This window comes from Parabacteroides sp. PH5-46 (assembly GCF_029892785.1).
Lineage (GTDB): Bacteria > Bacteroidota > Bacteroidia > Bacteroidales > Tannerellaceae > DFXE01.
On the sequence record NZ_JARXXA010000003.1, the window covers coordinates 254600 to 271365 of the forward strand.

Genomic DNA, 16766 nt, shown 5'->3' on the forward strand with positions numbered 1-16766 from the left:
TGCATATTTACAATGTTTTTAACCAATCATTTGAATACTACGTTTGATAAAGCGGCTTAAGGGTTCACCTTTCAGCATACCGTTGCTAAGAAGTGCCAGGTCTATCAGTTCATGTACCAAGTTGTTGCCCGAGGCATATTCGGCCAATAGCTTGTTTCTCTGATCGCGCAGTTCATCCAGCTTCTTGTTGGTATTTTCCATATCCTCTTTTTCTTCGGAAGTAATTTCTTCTTCCTTCTTTTTGTTTTGCTTTTCGCGAAGGTCGCTCTGACGTGTTTCCCAGCCCTTTATGTCGGCTTCTATCGGAGATAGTTTGTCGGCACAAGCTGCTTCTTCATCAGCTAGGATTTTCTTTACCAGGTCGTGATCGGTGTTGAGTACCAGGTTATAGCTGTCCGGCATTTCGCCATAGAAAGACATACCTGGTTGCATAGCCGACATTTCACGCATACGGCGCATGTACTCGCTTTGCGTAAGCATTACCGGATTGGCATTACTTCCCAATGCTTCAAACGTTACATAAAAGTCTGCTTTTTCTACTTTCGGCACCTGGCTTTTGAATACTTCCTGCAAGGCGCTTTTTTGATTCTCGCTGAGTGTTACCTGATTGGAGTCTTTTTTACGGATGATGTTGTCTATCACGTCACTGTCTACGCGTACAAACTGTGTCTTTTCAAACTTCTGTTCCAGTTGGCCTACGATGTGTACATCCAGTTGTCCGTCCATTTTCAGCACATTGTATCCCTTGTCTTTTGCCGATTGTATGTAGCTGTACTGGTCTTCTGTGCTGTTGGTGTACAGGTAGATCAAATTGCCGTCTTTGTCTGTTTGGTTTTCTTTTACCAATAGGTTGTATTCATCAAAGGTGTAGTATTTGCTGTCTACGTCTTTCAACAGGGCAAATTTAGCGGCACGATCATAGAACTTCTCATCTGTCAGCATGCCGTATTCGATGAATAGCTTGAGGCTATCCCATTTTTCTTCAAATTGTGGACGATCGTTCTTGAATATTTCTTCCAGTCTGTCAGCAACTTTCTTTGTAATGTGATTGGATATTTTCTTTACGTTCTGATCGCTTTGCAGGTACGAACGGGATACGTTCAACGGAATATCCGGAGAGTCCAGCACACCATGCAATAAGGTAAGGAATTCAGGTACGATACCTTCTACCGAGTCAGTTACAAATACTTGGTTAGAGTATAATTGTATCTTATTACGGTTTAATTCCATGTTGTTTTTGATACGCGGGAAGTAAAGGATACCTGTCAGGTTAAACGGATAGTCTACATTCAGGTGTATCCAGAACAGCGGCTCTTCGCTCATCGGATATAGTTCGCGATAGAAGTTTTTGTAGTCTTCGTCCGTTAGTTCGGTAGGCTTGCGTACCCAGGCAGGTTTGGTATCGTTGATGATGTTATCTTCTTCCGTGTCAACATATTTTCCATCTTTCCATTCCTGCTTTTTCCCGAAAGCAATAGGAATAGGAAGGAAGCGGCAATATTTTTTCAGCAAACCGCTGATCTTGTCTTTTTCCAGGAAGTCTTTGTTTTCATCATCTATATACAGGATGATATCTGTACCTGTCTCTTCTTTGGTTGTTTCTTCCAGGGTATATTCGGGGTTGCCTTCACAGCTCCACTTCATAGGAACGGCACCTTCTTTATATGACTTGGTTACGATTTCAACCTTTTTCGATACCATGAAGGTAGAGTAGAAACCAAGGCCAAAATGACCGATAATGGCTGCTGCATCGTTTTTATACTTTTCTACAAACTCTTCAGCTCCGGAGAAAGCGATCTGATTGATGTATTTGTCAATCTCTTCAGCTGTCATACCGATACCATGGTCGCTCACCGTAATTGTTCCGGCCTTTTCGTCTATTTTTACATGGATGGTCTGATCGCCCAATTCACCTTTGAATTCTCCTACCGCAGCAAGTGTTTTTAACTTCTGAGTAGCATCTACTGCATTTGAAATCACCTCACGAAGGAATATTTCGTGATCGCTATACAAAAACTTTTTAATAACGGGGAATATATTCTCACTGGTTACCCCAATATTTCCTTGTTTTGCCATAAAATATATATTTGTTTTGAATACCCATAAGCAAAAAAAATGCCAGACAAATATGTCTGACATTTTTTCAGGTATAAATATGTTTTTACTTTCCTTCTTTTATTACTTCTGTCGTAAGTTTCTGCTCGTCTTTGTCGAAACCTACTGATATGGTGTCACCTTCGCTAACGGATGCTTTGATGATCATTTCTGCCATTTCGTCTTCCAGATACTTTTGGATGGCGCGTTTCAGCGGACGGGCACCAAACTGTACGTCGTATCCCTTGGAGGCAATAAAGCCTTTTGCTTCTTCTGTAAGTACCAGCGAATAACCTAGTTTTCTTACGCGATCATACAAGCCTTCCAACTCAATATCAATGATCTTGTAAATAGCCTCTTTATCCAGTTGGTCGAACATGACAATGTCGTCGATACGGTTCAGGAACTCAGGCGCAAAGGCTTTGTTCAGTGCTTTCTGAATCACACTACGTGAGAAGTCCTTGTCTGTCTCTTCGGTACTCTTGGTGTTGAAACCGATACCTCTTCCGAAGTCTTTCAACTGGCGGGTTCCGATATTGGAGGTCAGGATCAGAATCGTATTTTTAAAATCGATCCGTCTGCCAAGACTGTCAGTCAGGCGCCCTTCATCCAGTACTTGCAGCAGGATGTTGAATACATCCGGATGTGCCTTTTCTATCTCATCGAGCAAGACTACCGAATAGGGCTTCCGGCGTACCTTTTCAGTTAGCTGTCCGCCTTCTTCATACCCCACATATCCCGGAGGCGCTCCGATCAGACGTGAGACCGCAAACTTCTCGAGGTATTCACTCATGTCGATACGGATCAGTGAATCAGCCGAATCAAACAGATACTCAGCTAGTTTCTTAGCCAGGTGAGTTTTACCCACTCCCGTTGGCCCCAGGAACATAAAGGTACCTATCGGCTTGTTCGGATCTTTCAATCCTACCCGGTTACGCTGGATTGCTTTTACGATTTTACTTACTGCTTCATCCTGGCCTATTACCTTGCTTTTCAGCACTTCGCCCATTTCCAGCAACTTCACATTCTCTGCCGTAGCAATCCGTTGAACGGGAACCCCTGACATCATGGCTACTACTTCGGCTACTTTTTCTTCGTCCACCGTCTCGCGATGTTCCTGCAATTCCTGTTCCCATTTAGCTTTTGCAGCTTCCAGTTGCAGCAGGAATTGTCTTTCTTTGTCGCGGAAGCTGGCTGCCAATTCGAAGTTCTGCGACTTAACAGCTGCCAGTTTTTCCGTTTTGGTATCTTCTATCTTAGCTTCCAGTTCCTCAATACTTTTCGGAACAATTATATTGGAGATATGTACACGTGATCCGGCCTCGTCTAAAGCATCGATGGCTTTGTCGGGGAAGTTCCGGTCGCTGATATACCTTTCTGTCAGATTCACACAGGCTTTCAGGGCATCTTCCGTATAAATTACGTTGTGATGTTCTTCGTAGCGAGGCTTGATGTTCTGAAGGATTTGCAAGGTTTCTTCCGCTGTTGTCGGATCAACGATAACCTTCTGGAAACGACGCTCCAAGGCACCGTCTTTCTCTATATTCTTCCGATATTCGTCTAATGTAGTGGCACCAATACATTGTATCTCTCCACGCGCCAATGCAGGCTTCAGCATGTTGGCAGCATCCATCGAACCGGAGGCAGAGCCTGCTCCTACAATGGTATGTATCTCGTCTATAAAGAGTATAATGTTCGGATTCTTAGACAATTCGTTCAATATCGCTTTGATACGTTCTTCAAACTGTCCGCGATATTTAGTACCTGCTACCAATGAGGCCATATCAAGGCTTATCACTCTCTTGTCGAACAAGATACGGGATACTTTCCGCTGAATAATGCGGAGCGCTAAACCTTCTACAATAGCTGATTTACCAACCCCCGGCTCACCAATCAGTACGGGATTGTTCTTCTTACGACGGCTCAGAATCTGCGCCAGGCGCTCGATTTCTTTTTCACGGCCAACTATCGGATCCAGGCGATTTTCGGAAGCAGCCCGTGTCATATCCGTCCCGAAATTGTCGAGTACCGGTGTATCATTAGGCGACTTGGCTTGCGATGTGCCGGGAGCACGGGAAGCCTCTCTTTTAGAGGAGAAACTGTCTTCTTCGTCATCGTCATCATCATCCGTGTAGCCGTCTGTTATTTCATCCGATTCGTCAAACTCAAGAAATTGGTTTTTATCTTCACTTTCATCTACCAATTTATTATAGACGGAACGGTATGTAATACCTTTATCTCCCAGAACTTTAGCTGCTATATTGAACTCTTCTTTCAAGATCGCCAGCAACAAATGTTCCGTATCTGTTTCTTCGTTTTTAAACAGGCGGGCTTCCAGCATACTCATGCGTAAGACCCGTTCTGTCGTTTTTGTCAGAGCCAACTCTCCACCGGGCTCCGAGTCTATGCCATTGCGTATATCTTCTTCGATTGTTTTCTTTATCTCGTATATATCGGCATTCAGTTCATGCAAAATCCGTACGGCATTTCCGCCTCCGTCGCGGATAATCCCCAACATGAGATGCTCCGGCCCTATATAGCTGTTCTGAAGCCTAGCCGCTTCTTCTCTGCTATATTCCAGTACATCTATAAGTTTTTTTGAATAATTATTTTTCATATTGATCATATATCCTTTGGCAAAATTAATAATCTTTTGCCTATATAACATCAAAATTCGTGCCAATGTTCTTGAAATTCGCAGATAAAGTAGTTGAAGTCCCACAACTGTTGAACTCATGTTCTACAGTTGTTGAATTCGTGTTCAACAGTTGTAGAACACATGTTCAACATATGTGGGACTTTTATTGCATCGAAAGAACACACTTTATATCACGCTTCTGGCTGTACAACTTGGTTGCCAACGATTGCTTTAGTGATTATATCAAAATAAGATAAAAAAAACAGATAAAATTTTTGTATTTGAAATATATTGTCTTTATTTGCGTTTGAATTAAACAAGTGTTTAGAACGAGTGTTTAAATGGAGGTAAAACAAAATTCATCGGAAGTTAAGGAGCGGATCATGGATGTGGCTCGTGATCTGTTCATTAAGAATGGGTACAAGGGGACGAGTGTACGTGATATAGCTTCGGCATCGGGTACAAATGTTGCGATGGTGAACTACTATTTTCATTCAAAGTATAACTTGTTCGAGATTATTTTTGAAGAGGCTTTCAGTCGTTTCCAGCAACGGATTTTTTCTACCTTGGACGCTGATCTGCCTTTTTTTGTGTTGATTGAAAAAATTATTCATTCTTATTACGAAATGTTGCAGGAATATCCTCAGATTCCGATTTTTATCCTTAATGAGGTAAACCAAAATCCGGAGCGGCTTTCGGAACGGATCAGAGAGTTTGGCCCTTACCAGTTGTTCTTGAAAATGGCAACAAGGATCAATGAAGAGGTGGAGAAGGGAACCATCAAGCCTACGCCGCCTTTAGACTTTCTGCTGAATATTCTCTCTCTTTGTATTTTCCCTTTTATTTTTCGCAATTTCGGGTCCAATGTAGCGAATGTTTCAGACGAAGAATATACGAAAATGCTTAACAATCATAAAGACTATGTCGTACAATTTGTAATCAATTCATTGAAACAATAAATCATTAACAATAAGTAATTTTTTGCTTTTATATTAAACGTAATGTTTAATGAGGAGGAGTCTGTCATGAAAGTCAAAAAAAGTATCTGTAGGATAGGAGTCGATGTGGGCTCTACTACATTAAAAATCATTATTCTAAACCCTTCAGGAGATGTCGTTTACAACGTGTACCGGCGGCATAAGGCAAGTATAAACAACGTCTTTGCCGAGGAACTGAGCAACATTGTCCAACAATTTCCCGACACTGATTTTACACTGCATATTACCGGCTCGGCAGGTATGGGTATTTCTGAACGAACGGGTGTTCCCTTCCTGCAGGAAGTGGTAGCTTCCGTCAGGGTAGTAGAAACCAGGTATCCTGATACGCATACCCTGATTGATCTGGGGGGCGAGGATGCCAAGATCGTATTTTTCCAGTCCGGGCGGCAGCCGGATATCCGGATGAATGGAAGTTGCGCCGGAGGTACAGGGGCCTTTATAGATCAGATGGCCGACCTGATGAATATTTCGGTGGAACAACTGGGACAAGAGGGCTTGCAATACGAAACGATCTATCCGGTAGCTTCTCGCTGTGGCGTATTTGCCAAGACGGATGTTCAGAACCTGATCAGCCGGAACATCCCTAGGCCGGATGTAGCCATGTCAATTCTTCATACAGTAGCCTTGCAGAGTATTACATCGCTGGCAAGAGGGGTAGATATTCTGCCTAAAATTCTTTGTATAGGAGGGCCTTTGACGTTTATCCCGGCTTTGCGGAATGCCTTTAAGGATATCCTGAAAGTGGATGATCAGGACTTGTTTTTGCCCGAAAATAGTGAGTATTTCCCTGCCTGGGGAGCTGCTTTGTATGAGGTAGAAGATGATGTAGTCTGTGATTTACAAGAGCTGACTCAGAAACTGCTTCATACTGAAAACGAACGGAAGGATACTCTTCCAGCCTTGTTTGATAGCGAGGAAGCTTACGATAACTGGAAAAAAACACGTAAAATAACCCATCTGAAAAAAGCGCCTCTGGGACGTGAAAAGGAGATCAGCTGCTATATGGGGATTGACTCGGGCTCTACTACGACGAAAATCCTAATTATGGATGAAGAGGCTCGCCTGGTCTACACCTTCTATGACAAGAATGAAGGAAATCCACTGAAAAAAGTAGTGGAAGGCCTAACGCAATTTTACGATGAAGCAAAACAAAAAGGCGTAAAGGTACATATACTGTCTTCTGCCACAACAGGATATGGTGAAGACTTGATCAAGTCGGCTCTTGGACTTCCGTACGGAATTGTTGAGACAATGGCACATCTTTCCGGTGCACAGTATGTGGATCCGGAAGTGTCTTTCGTGCTTGACATCGGTGGACAGGATATGAAGTCTCTTTTCATTGATAAAGGGGTGATTTCCAATATAGAGATCAATGAGGCCTGCTCTTCGGGTTGTGGTTCGTTCTTGCAGAACTTTGCATCCACCATGAATCTGAGTATGAATGACTTTACACGCGAGGCCTGTCTCTCGAAAGAGCCTTCGGACCTGGGTTCGCGCTGTACGGTATTTATGAATTCCAAGGTGAAACAATCGCTTCGTGAGAATGCCGGACTGGGGAATATTTCTGCCGGATTGGCTTATTCTGTCATGAAGAACTGCCTCTTTAAGGTGTTGAAGATGTCAAACCTCAATCGGATGGGCGAACATATTGTAGTACAGGGAGGTACCTTTCGCAACGACGCAGTGTACCGTGCTCTGGAAGTACTCTCCGGAAAATCCGTTAGCTCTACCGATTATCCGGAGTTGATGGGTGCTTTTGGGGCTGCATTATATGCCCGCAAAATGTGGCAGACAAACAAAAATATACCTGCATTTGCCGGTGTAGAACAGCTCCCGGATGTGGAGGCTATAGAGACGAAAGAGCTACATTGTAAGGGATGTACAAACAAGTGTTCGGTATTACGTTTCCGCTTTGATAACGGGAATGTGAGCTATGCCGGAAATAAATGTGAAAAGGTATTCTATAATAAGAATCATGCTCCGCAGAAGGGTTATAATGCCTTCGATTGGAAAAATAGTCTGCTGTTTGACAGGGCAGGAGAGAAGCCTCAAACAACATCAGCTCTACGGATCGGTATTCCACGAGTGCTGAATATGTTTGAAAACTTCCCTTTCTGGCATACCTTGTTTACAAACTGTGGACTGGAGGTCGTATTGTCTCCCGAATCTACTTTCTCGCTTTATCAACGAGGGGTAGGTAGTGTGATGTCTGACAATATCTGTTTTCCTGCCAAACTGGCGCACGGACACATACTGGCCTTGGTTGACGAGAAGGTGGATCGTATCTTCTATCCGATGATCACTAAGGAAGAAAAAGAATTCGGAGGTTCTACCAATTCGTTCAACTGCCCGGTAGTGAGCGGTTATCCGGATGTAATCCGCAGTTCGATGGATCCGGAAGATAAATACGGCATACCTCTGGACAAGCCGGTAATTAATTTTACCAATAAGAAGATTTTAAAAGAGGCATGTGCTACCTATCTCTACTCTTTAGGCATTACAAAAGATGTGTTTGAATCAGCCTTTGAGAAGGCTATGAAAGAAGGAACTACTTTTAAAGATACCCTGCGAAACGAACAAAAAGAACGGCTGGATAAAGCTGTACAGAACAACGAATGGGCTTTTATTGTAGCCGGACGCCCGTATCATACGGACTCGCTGATCCACCAGAAAGTAGGTCAGATACTATCAGATCTGGGCATCCATGTCTTTACGGATGATGTATTTCGTCAACCGAAAAGCGAAGGCTTTGGCAAATTGAAGATCGTATCCCAGTGGGCGTACCCCAACCGGGTAGTGCAGGCAGCTATGGAGGTGGCAAAACTTCCTCAAAACGTACAACTTGTACAGCTAAACTCCTTTGGGTGCGGGCCTGACTCTTTCTTTATGGACGAAACAGGCGATATTCTGAAACATGCTGGAAAGAACCATACGATCTTACGTATAGACGAGATATCCAGCTCTGGCTCTATCCGCTTGCGTTTGCGCTCGTTGATCGAGTCGCTGCAATCCCTGTCTCCTGCTAAGCCGTTGTCTGTCGAGCCTTATGCCGGATACAATATCCCGTACACTAAGGCCGACAAGAAAAAGACGATCCTGGTTCCCTGGTTTTCCGACTTTATTTCGCCCTTTATACCTGTTGTAGCAGAATTGGCAGGCTATCAGTTGGTGAATCTCCCTAAGTCATCAAAGGCTTCGGCTGATGCGGGTTTAAAGTATGGCAATAATGAGGTGTGCTACCCTTCTACGCTTGTTTTGGGGGATATTATCATCGGTTTGCAATCGGGTAAATATGACCTGAATAATGTAGTGGTAGCCATTACGCAGACAGGTGGACAATGCCGTGCTACCAACTACCTGAGCCAGATAAAGACAGGACTTCAGAATGCCGGTTTTGCACAGATTCCGGTGGTGGTTATTTCGTCGGGCAAAGTATATCAGAATGAGCAGAAAGCCTTTAAAATACCACTCTTGAAGTTTGTCAATGTGTTGGTGTATGCTCTTTTATATGCCGATTCTTTGCAGAAGATGTATAGCTCGATGATCATCCGTGAAAAGAAGAGAGGGGATACACAAGCACTCTTTGATTTCTATATAGAAAGAGGGATTGATGCCGTGAAGCAAAACAATGCGAAAGCGATCTTGCAACTAATGGAGCAGGCGGTAGCCGACTTTAACCAGATCCCAGCTTACGAGCGGATCTACACCAAGATAGGCCTGGTAGGTGAAATATTTGTGAAATACAATAATTACGGACAAGCACATATCACGGAATGGCTCCGTTCTAAGGGAATGGAAGTTGTAACACCTCCTATCCTTGATTTCCTGATGCAGTATTTTGTTAATAGCGAAGTTAATATCGAGAACAAAGTAGACCGGGATACTTGGTTATCCCGCATGCTACGTCCGGTATTCCTCTCGTATATGAATAAGCGTATCAACGATATTGAGGCTATTATGCAAGACTTTAAGCTATATGAACCTACCGAGTCTATATTCAAAAAAGCAGAGTATGCAGCTGAAGTACTGGACCTTTCCAACCAGTTTGGCGAAGGCTGGATGATCGCTGCCGAGGTAGCTGTATATGCGCGTCACGGAGTGAATAGAGTAGTCTGTGTGCAACCCTTCGGCTGCATAGCCAACCATGTGGTAGCAAAAGGGATAGAAAAGCGTTTGAAGAAGCTATATCCTGATATGAGTCTGTTATACTTGGATATAGACGGAGGCATGGCGGAAGTAAACCTGCAAAACAGGCTTCACTTCATCATGTAATCGTTGAACCAGTCGATGAACAGAGGGATGCCTTCCTGTATGGAAACCTTCGGTGCATACTGAATATACTCCTGCAAGCGGCTTGTATCTGCATAGGTAATATGCAGGTCGCCCGCTTGCATGGGAAGCATCTGGCAGACAGCTTTCTTTCCGATACTTTGCTCCAGTATAGCGATGAAGTCCATCAAGTGTACGGGTTTGGAGTTTCCGATATTAAATACCTGGTAATACGGATGCTCCGTTTTCTTTCCCGGGGCTTGGGGTAGTAGTCCGATTATCCCGTTTACGATATCGTCAATATAGGTGAAATCCCGGGATAGGTCGCCATGGTTAAATACGCGAATGGGTTGGTCTTCATAGATAGCTTTGGCAAATAATATGGGTGCCATATCCGGCCTTCCCCAAGGGCCATACACAGTAAACAGCCGGACGCCTGTAGAGGGCAACTGGAACAGGTGGCTATACGAATGAGCCAGCAGCTCGTTGCTCTTTTTAGTTGCAGCATACAGGCTTGCCGGATAATCGGTATTGTCTTGCTCTGAGAACGGTACCTGCTTACTGTTTCCATATACGGAAGAGCTGGACGCATAGACCAGATGCTTTACCTTGTGATGCCTGCAACACTCCAGGATATTCATAAAGCCTACTACATTGGACTGGATATATTCCCCGGGATGATCGATAGAGTAGCGTACGCCTGCTTGCGCTGCCATATTGATCACATAATCAAAATTATATTCACTAAACAGTCGGTACAAGCGTTCATAATCCGATATATCAATCTGATAAAAGCAATAGTTGGGATGAAGGCTGCTAACAGTTGCTTTGTCGGGGCTGATATCATCCTTAGATATACCAGACTCTTGCAAACGGGCATACTTCAGATTTACATCATAATAGCTACTGATGTTGTCTATGCCTACGATTTCCGTATCATCCCTTAGAAGCAGTTTTTTTACCAGATGGAAACCAATAAAGCCTGCGCTACCTGTTACTAATATCCTCATGCTGTTTTTTGTTTGCTAAATATAAATTACGGGAGTAGGTGAAGAAACCTACGCTCTGCCCGATGATCAGTACCGGATCTTTCCGGAAGATCCCATATATGATGATACAGGACGAACCAATCAGGCTCAGTATCCAGAAGTTTGCCGGAAGTAAGGATTCACCTTTCGATCTGGAATACCACCATTGATAGATGAAGCGGAAGGAGAAGATAATCTGTCCCAGCGAACCAAAGGCCAGCCAGAGCAACGGAATATTTCCATCAAACAACTTTCCGATGTTTGCCTCCAGCCGGAAAGCAAACATACCAAAGGCTACTATGGGGGTAAGCAAAATGATTATGCGAACAGGCAAATAGATCTTTTTCCACCCATCCTGGGCATTAATATTCCAGACGTAAATGTAGTAGGAAAACAGCTGCCCCAGTATAATAGCGAAGTCTCCTCTCAGCCAGCCGTAAACGGAGAGTAGGAAAGAAGCCAGCAAGCTCAGCTGCCAGTATATCATGGGAGATACGACTTTGCCTGACTTTTCCGACATCACCCATTGGATCAGCATTCGCGCAGAGAACAGCCCCTGTGCCAGAAAACCCAAACCAAAATACCATATGTGCTCCACTTCCACTTGCTGCCTTATTTAATATTAGCTGACTCTATCGAGTAATTGATATATCTTTTCTTCATCCAGCGGTATGCAAAACAGTCTACTAGCGGACTGATCAGCCGGTTCCACAGATGAAACTTGGACTGTCCGGCAATCCGCTCAAAATGGCGAACCGGCAGTTGTTTTATCCTCCCTTGCTGAAGCTGTATTAGTGCCGGTATAAAGCGGTGCATACCGTTAAAGAACGGAATACGTTTGGCATATATTGTGTTTATCACCTTCAATGGGCATCCTGTATCTTCCGCTCCGTCATGCGTCATCATACGTCGGAAGTTATTGGCAATTCGAGACGACAGCTTTTTTACAAAGGAGTCTTTTCTTCCCATACGGATACCTGTTACCAGTTCAAAATTGTTTCTGTATGGGAGTAGTAATTCAAAATCTTCCGGACTGGTCTGAAGGTCGGCGTCAATGTAGCCTACGAAAGGGGATTCAGCTGTATCTATCCCTGCTTTTATCGCCGCACTTAGTCCACAATTCTTGGCAAAGGAAATGTAGTACAGATGTTCGTGTTGGCTGCATACCTCTTTTATTCCTGTCAGACTGGCATCTTTTGATCCGTCATTGACAAACAATACGCATGTCTTGACAGATGCCTGTTGGATGTAAAGCGATAATGCTTCCGCCAAACGTTTGATGTTCTCTTCTTCATTGTAAATAGGTACAATGATGCAGAATTCATATGTCGATGTTACATTCATTCTAATGCCAAATATTATTTTTTTCTGATAATTGCTACTTCTTTTACCAACTCAGGATTATATCGTTTATGGTCTTTTTTTCTCCAGTTGTTGTCGAATGTACCAACCGGCTCTATGATAAGATCTCTCCCTGCCAGCAAGCTATCTATGGGTTGGCCGCTTAGCAATACAAAAGGGGTAGCTTTATAGATCGCTTCCTTGTCCGACAAATCTATTTCTGTTATCCGTTGATTGGCTTCATACACCAATTCTATGCGTAAGGGTTCTTCTCTGTTGTGATAAAACGGAAGGCTCTGTAATTCTGTATGATCACGTAACAAGCGGATACTGTGTCTTTCTTCGTTTATAAACATTTTTCCGATGGGTATCAGGCAGAAGGCCTTTACTACAACCATGGCGAGAATGAGTCCTTTGAATACGGAAGCTACCTGTATACCCTTTTTCCCAAACAAAGAGCGGAACAGATAGAAACTTACTCCCCAGGCACATATCCCAATTATTATAAGTAGGAAAAGGGAAAGCTGTTTCTCTTTATAAAATAATATATATAAAGCAATCGGCAAGGCTATCAGAATCATAGCGATGATGATCGTATTGATCCGGAATACACTTCTGTCGACTTTACTTTTCATTCCCTCCAGCATCCGGCGAAAATAGAAGCCTATCATCATAGCTCCCGGAATCAGGAGGGGCAGTAGATAGCGAGTTTTCTTCTCTGGTATAGCCGACAGCAGTATAAGGGATGCCAGAAACCAGATAAAGGAGAATATGCTTTCCTTTGGGCGGGTTTCTTTTTTGTCGACAAAGAAGTAAACAATAGACGTTACCCAAAACAAAGTCCACATACCGGCTTCGGCAGGGAATTGCCAGTAGTAATACCAGGGACGCACATTGTGATTCAGCCAGGAAGACGACTCTTTCTGACCTACGCTTATCAGTAAGTCGCTATGAAATGCCCATACGTATAATACCCACCAGAAAGAAACAAGCAGGCAGACAACAATCATGGATATAAGTGGCCAGACCTTTTTACGAACACTCGGACGATAGACCGTGATATACCCAATCAGGAAGGGCAGAAATAATGCGTAAAACGAGACAGGCCCTTTACTCAGAAAGGAGAGCCCCATCAATACTCCCGACAGTATGAAGTTCTTCCATTGGACGCCTTTTTCTTCCAGGGCGAGGATCAGAAAGTAGATCGCTCCTAGCATAAAGGCATGGGTATAGATATCCCAGGTAGCCGTGCGAGCCATCAGGATTACATTGATGCAGGTAGCCAGTATCAGGGCAGCTATCAAACCGGTATTTCTGTTGCGGCTTAGGCGTGATACAATCAGGTATAGAAACAAAACCATCAGAAAACCCATCATGCCGGTGGCACATCGTTGAGCAACCAGATTACCAGCTGCCACATGCTCTATACCGGCAGCTATCCAAGTGGGGAGAGGAGGCTTTTCAAGTCTCAGTTCTCCATTCATGGTAGGAAGCAGATAGTTGCCATAATGCACCATTTCCTGCGCGGTAGCCAGGTTCCTTGCCTCCATAATATCAGCGGGAATCATCCTGTTATGGATAAAGAATGAGAAGAAGCATATGGCGATTAATATCCCGTAATGAATAGATGCTTGAGAAAATATCGGCTGGTTTTTATCCATTTTGCTCTATTAAAAACATCGTATATATCCTATTGAGTAATTATCGTAAAGATAGTCTTTCATGCCGTGATTGTAGCGTAAAGAAATGATATTTTTCTTGTACTCATACCGTAAGTTGTTTCGTATGATCAGCGGGCGGTCGCCATTATTTTCGTATCCGTAAAAGCCGGAGAGGTCTGTCGTCAGGCTGAAGTTGCGGTATGTACCTGTAAAGCCTGCTCCATAGGATAAGGCGTCGTTTTGGCGATGCTCTATCTTGTTGGTCGTCCAACAGTAGAAACCTATCAATGCCTGCATGCGCAGAGAGGCTGTTTCCGAAGCATTTTTAAGGAGTGTTTTTCCTACCGTAAGGTCGAACCAATAGGCGGCGGCATCTGTAAAGCGGGCATCACATACCCGGCTTCCGCTGGCTGTTTTCAGTGTCATATTAAGCATGGCATCTACCCACTTCTCACTTTTCAATAGTTGGAAAAAGGCGGAAACCACAATATCACCATTATATGAGATAGGACTTTCTGTTTCTACAGCATGCCGTTCATCGCGGGTTTCGGGGGTGAGTTTGTAGTCCTCTTTTACCAGGCAGCTTACTTCTACTCCGGCGCGTCCTTTTACGAAGGGAACCAGTGCCCGTACAAAGAAATCCTTCGTTTTATCCCCTGTGTAGTAGTGGTATTGCCCGCGCACTTCCACTTCAAAGCGGGATGGGCATATCCCCGAACGAAGCTCGGGAAAAGGAAAAGCACTCGGTCCGAAATAGCGGGGAGAATAGATAAGGTCCTTCACATTGTCGCGCCAGCTATCGTCAGCCATTGCCTTAGGAGTGCAAATAATAGCCAGAAGTATCAACAACAGGTAGTGTTTTCTTATCATTCCTTAGAATTCTTTAGATTGAGGTGCAAAAATATGAATTACTTTTCTATTCGTTGATTGTTTTTGAGATTTTATCAATATTGAGGCTTCGTGCCATGGCGTCGAATATCTCTTTGTAGGTGCCCTCATGGTGGTATAGCTCTTCATGGGTACCCGACTCTACTACCTGCCCGTCTTTCATCACAAAGATGTTGTTGGAGTCTATGATCTGTGAGATACTGTGCGAGATAATGATAACCGTCCGGTCTTTCTTTATCGCGTCTAAGCTGTTTTTTATCTGTTCGGTAGAAACAGCGTCCAGACTGGCAGTCGGCTCGTCTAAGAATATAATAGGAGGGTTTTTCAGAAACATCCGGGCAATGGCTATCTTCTGTTGTTGCCCACCGGAGAGGGCTAATGCCGATGTCTCATACTGCTTGGGCAGACCCATGATTTGTTCGTGTATATGCGACTTTCTGGCGGCTTCCACTACCTCTTCATGCGTAGCATCGGGCTTGCCGTAACGGATATTTTCGTCGATCGTGCCGTTGAATATATGGTTCTTTTGCAATACCAGTCCGATGTGTTCACGCAAGTAGGCGGTATCGTATTGATCCAGTGGAATACCATCCAGCAGAATCTCTCCGGAATCGGGATGGTAGAACTTGTCCAGCAGATTGACCAATGTACTTTTTCCGGCTCCCGACAGGCCTACCAAAGCCGTGATCTTATTGGGTAATATCTCCATATTGATGGTATGCAGAGTAGGTTCTTTGTTGTCCGGATAAGTGAAGTTGACATTCTTTAGTTCAAACTTCCCTTTGATTGCTGTCGGACGGTAACTTCCTGATTGCTCGATCTGATGGTCTGCTTTCAGGATATCAAAGAAGCTCTCAGAGTAGATCAACGCGTCATTCATCTGGTCGTAAATGCGATGCAACTGCCGGATAGGAGCCGAAACGTTATTAAACAACATAATATGAAACATAATCGCTCCGATTGTCATTTGTCCCGACAATACCAGGTAAGCCGTCAGGATGATGATGATAACAACCCCTATCTGCTCTACGAAGCTCTTCAGCCCGTCAAACAGGAAGTTCACTTTCCGAGTCTTCATCTGGGTGTCGGTCAGGTCATTCTGTAACCCCAGTTGCTTTTTGCCTTCGATACTTTCACGGATAAAGGATTTTATCACCATAATAGAGTCGAGGATACCCAGAATGCCCTGACTCTTGTTCTCCCTCAATTCCCTGATCTTCACCCGGGAGCCTTTGATCTTGCGGGCTTGTAGTACACTTACGTAGAAATAGATCGGAATGATACATAGCCCCACCATCCCCACGTAGAAATTAGCTTGAAACATCATCGCCAAGGCCACGAGCGAGTTGGCAAACAGTGGCAGGATGTCGATAAAGAAGTTTTGCACCATACGGGTTAGGCTTTCCACGCCACGGTCTATACGTGTCTGAAGTTTTCCTGACTGGTTTCCACCGGACGTAAAAAAGGCTAGTTTATAGGTCAGTATCTTTTCGATCACAGCCTGCGCCAGGTCTCTTGAAATAAATATCCGAAGCTTCTCGCCATAATACTTCTGCCCAAACTGTATAATGGCATTCACCACCTCTTTCCCAATCAGTATAACCGATATAATACCAATAATATGCAGCCCATCCTTCAGGGCCTTATGCTCCATCAGCAATTCACTGATCTGATCCACTGTATAGCGCAACACCCAGGCATTCACCTGTGCCGCAAAAGATCCGATAAGCGTAAGCAAAAGCGTAAAGACAACCAACCAACGATAAGGCTTTACATAAGGGTATATATTCCTGAACAATCGAGACAAAGACATGGCAAAACGATTAAAATAAGCCTCAAAGATACGAAA

10 protein-coding genes are annotated in these 16766 nt (G+C 43.9%); 2 read left to right on the forward strand and 8 right to left on the reverse strand.

Going from position 1 to position 16766, the window contains the following annotated elements; all coding sequences use genetic code 11:
• Window positions 1-18: 18 nt before the first annotated feature.
• Both htpG and M2470_RS04525 read right to left on the reverse strand, forming a co-directional pair.
• The gene (htpG, locus tag M2470_RS04520) at window positions 19-2076 is read right to left on the reverse strand and encodes a molecular chaperone HtpG (protein ID WP_280743743.1); all 2058 of its coding nucleotides are present in this window, start codon (window positions 2074-2076) and stop codon (window positions 19-21) included.
• Between the two features lie 85 nt (window positions 2077-2161).
• Window positions 2162-4711: an ATP-dependent Clp protease ATP-binding subunit gene (locus tag M2470_RS04525; RefSeq protein ID WP_280743742.1), complete on the reverse strand. Its 2550-nt coding sequence runs from the start codon at window positions 4709-4711 to the stop codon at window positions 2162-2164.
• 362 nt (window positions 4712-5073) lie between these two features.
• Between M2470_RS04525 and M2470_RS04530 the strand changes: the two genes are divergently transcribed.
• Both M2470_RS04530 and M2470_RS04535 read left to right on the forward strand, forming a co-directional pair.
• Complete coding sequence (locus M2470_RS04530; RefSeq protein WP_280743741.1) at window positions 5074-5691, forward strand: TetR family transcriptional regulator; 618 nt, start codon at window positions 5074-5076, stop codon at window positions 5689-5691.
• Window positions 5692-5757: 66 nt separating this feature from the next.
• On the forward strand, window positions 5758-10002 hold the full coding sequence (locus tag M2470_RS04535; RefSeq protein WP_280743740.1) for an acyl-CoA dehydratase activase-related protein: 4245 nt from the start codon (window positions 5758-5760) through the stop codon (window positions 10000-10002).
• Here the strand turns inward: M2470_RS04535 and M2470_RS04540 are convergent.
• Genes M2470_RS04540 through M2470_RS04565 form a run of 6 tightly spaced genes read right to left on the reverse strand, consistent with a single transcriptional unit; the run spans window position 9987 to window position 16730 of the window.
• On the reverse strand, window positions 9987-11009 hold the full coding sequence (locus M2470_RS04540; RefSeq protein ID WP_280743739.1) for an NAD-dependent epimerase/dehydratase family protein: 1023 nt from the start codon (window positions 11007-11009) through the stop codon (window positions 9987-9989). The two genes, M2470_RS04535 and M2470_RS04540, sit on opposite strands and share 16 nt — an antisense overlap.
• Window positions 10987-11631, reverse strand: a complete 645-nt coding sequence (locus M2470_RS04545; RefSeq protein WP_280743738.1) for a lipid-A-disaccharide synthase N-terminal domain-containing protein — start codon at window positions 11629-11631, stop codon at window positions 10987-10989. The genes M2470_RS04540 and M2470_RS04545 overlap by 23 nt, the downstream gene beginning before the upstream one ends.
• 8 nt (window positions 11632-11639) lie before the next feature.
• Window positions 11640-12371 (reverse strand): glycosyltransferase, encoded by a 732-nt coding sequence (locus M2470_RS04550; protein WP_280743737.1) that lies wholly within the window; start codon window positions 12369-12371, stop codon window positions 11640-11642.
• A 14-nt stretch (window positions 12372-12385) separates the two neighbouring features.
• Window positions 12386-14029 carry a glycosyltransferase family 39 protein gene (locus M2470_RS04555; protein WP_280743736.1) on the reverse strand — a complete coding sequence of 548 codons (1644 nt, stop codon included), beginning with the start codon at window positions 14027-14029 and terminating at the stop codon, window positions 12386-12388.
• Window positions 14030-14038: 9 nt separating this feature from the next.
• On the reverse strand, window positions 14039-14899 hold the full coding sequence (locus M2470_RS04560; protein WP_280743735.1) for a hypothetical protein: 861 nt from the start codon (window positions 14897-14899) through the stop codon (window positions 14039-14041).
• A gap of 46 nt (window positions 14900-14945) precedes the next feature.
• Window positions 14946-16730: an ABC transporter ATP-binding protein gene (locus M2470_RS04565; protein WP_348524211.1), complete on the reverse strand. Its 1785-nt coding sequence runs from the start codon at window positions 16728-16730 to the stop codon at window positions 14946-14948.
• Between the last annotated feature and the right edge of the window lie 36 nt (window positions 16731-16766).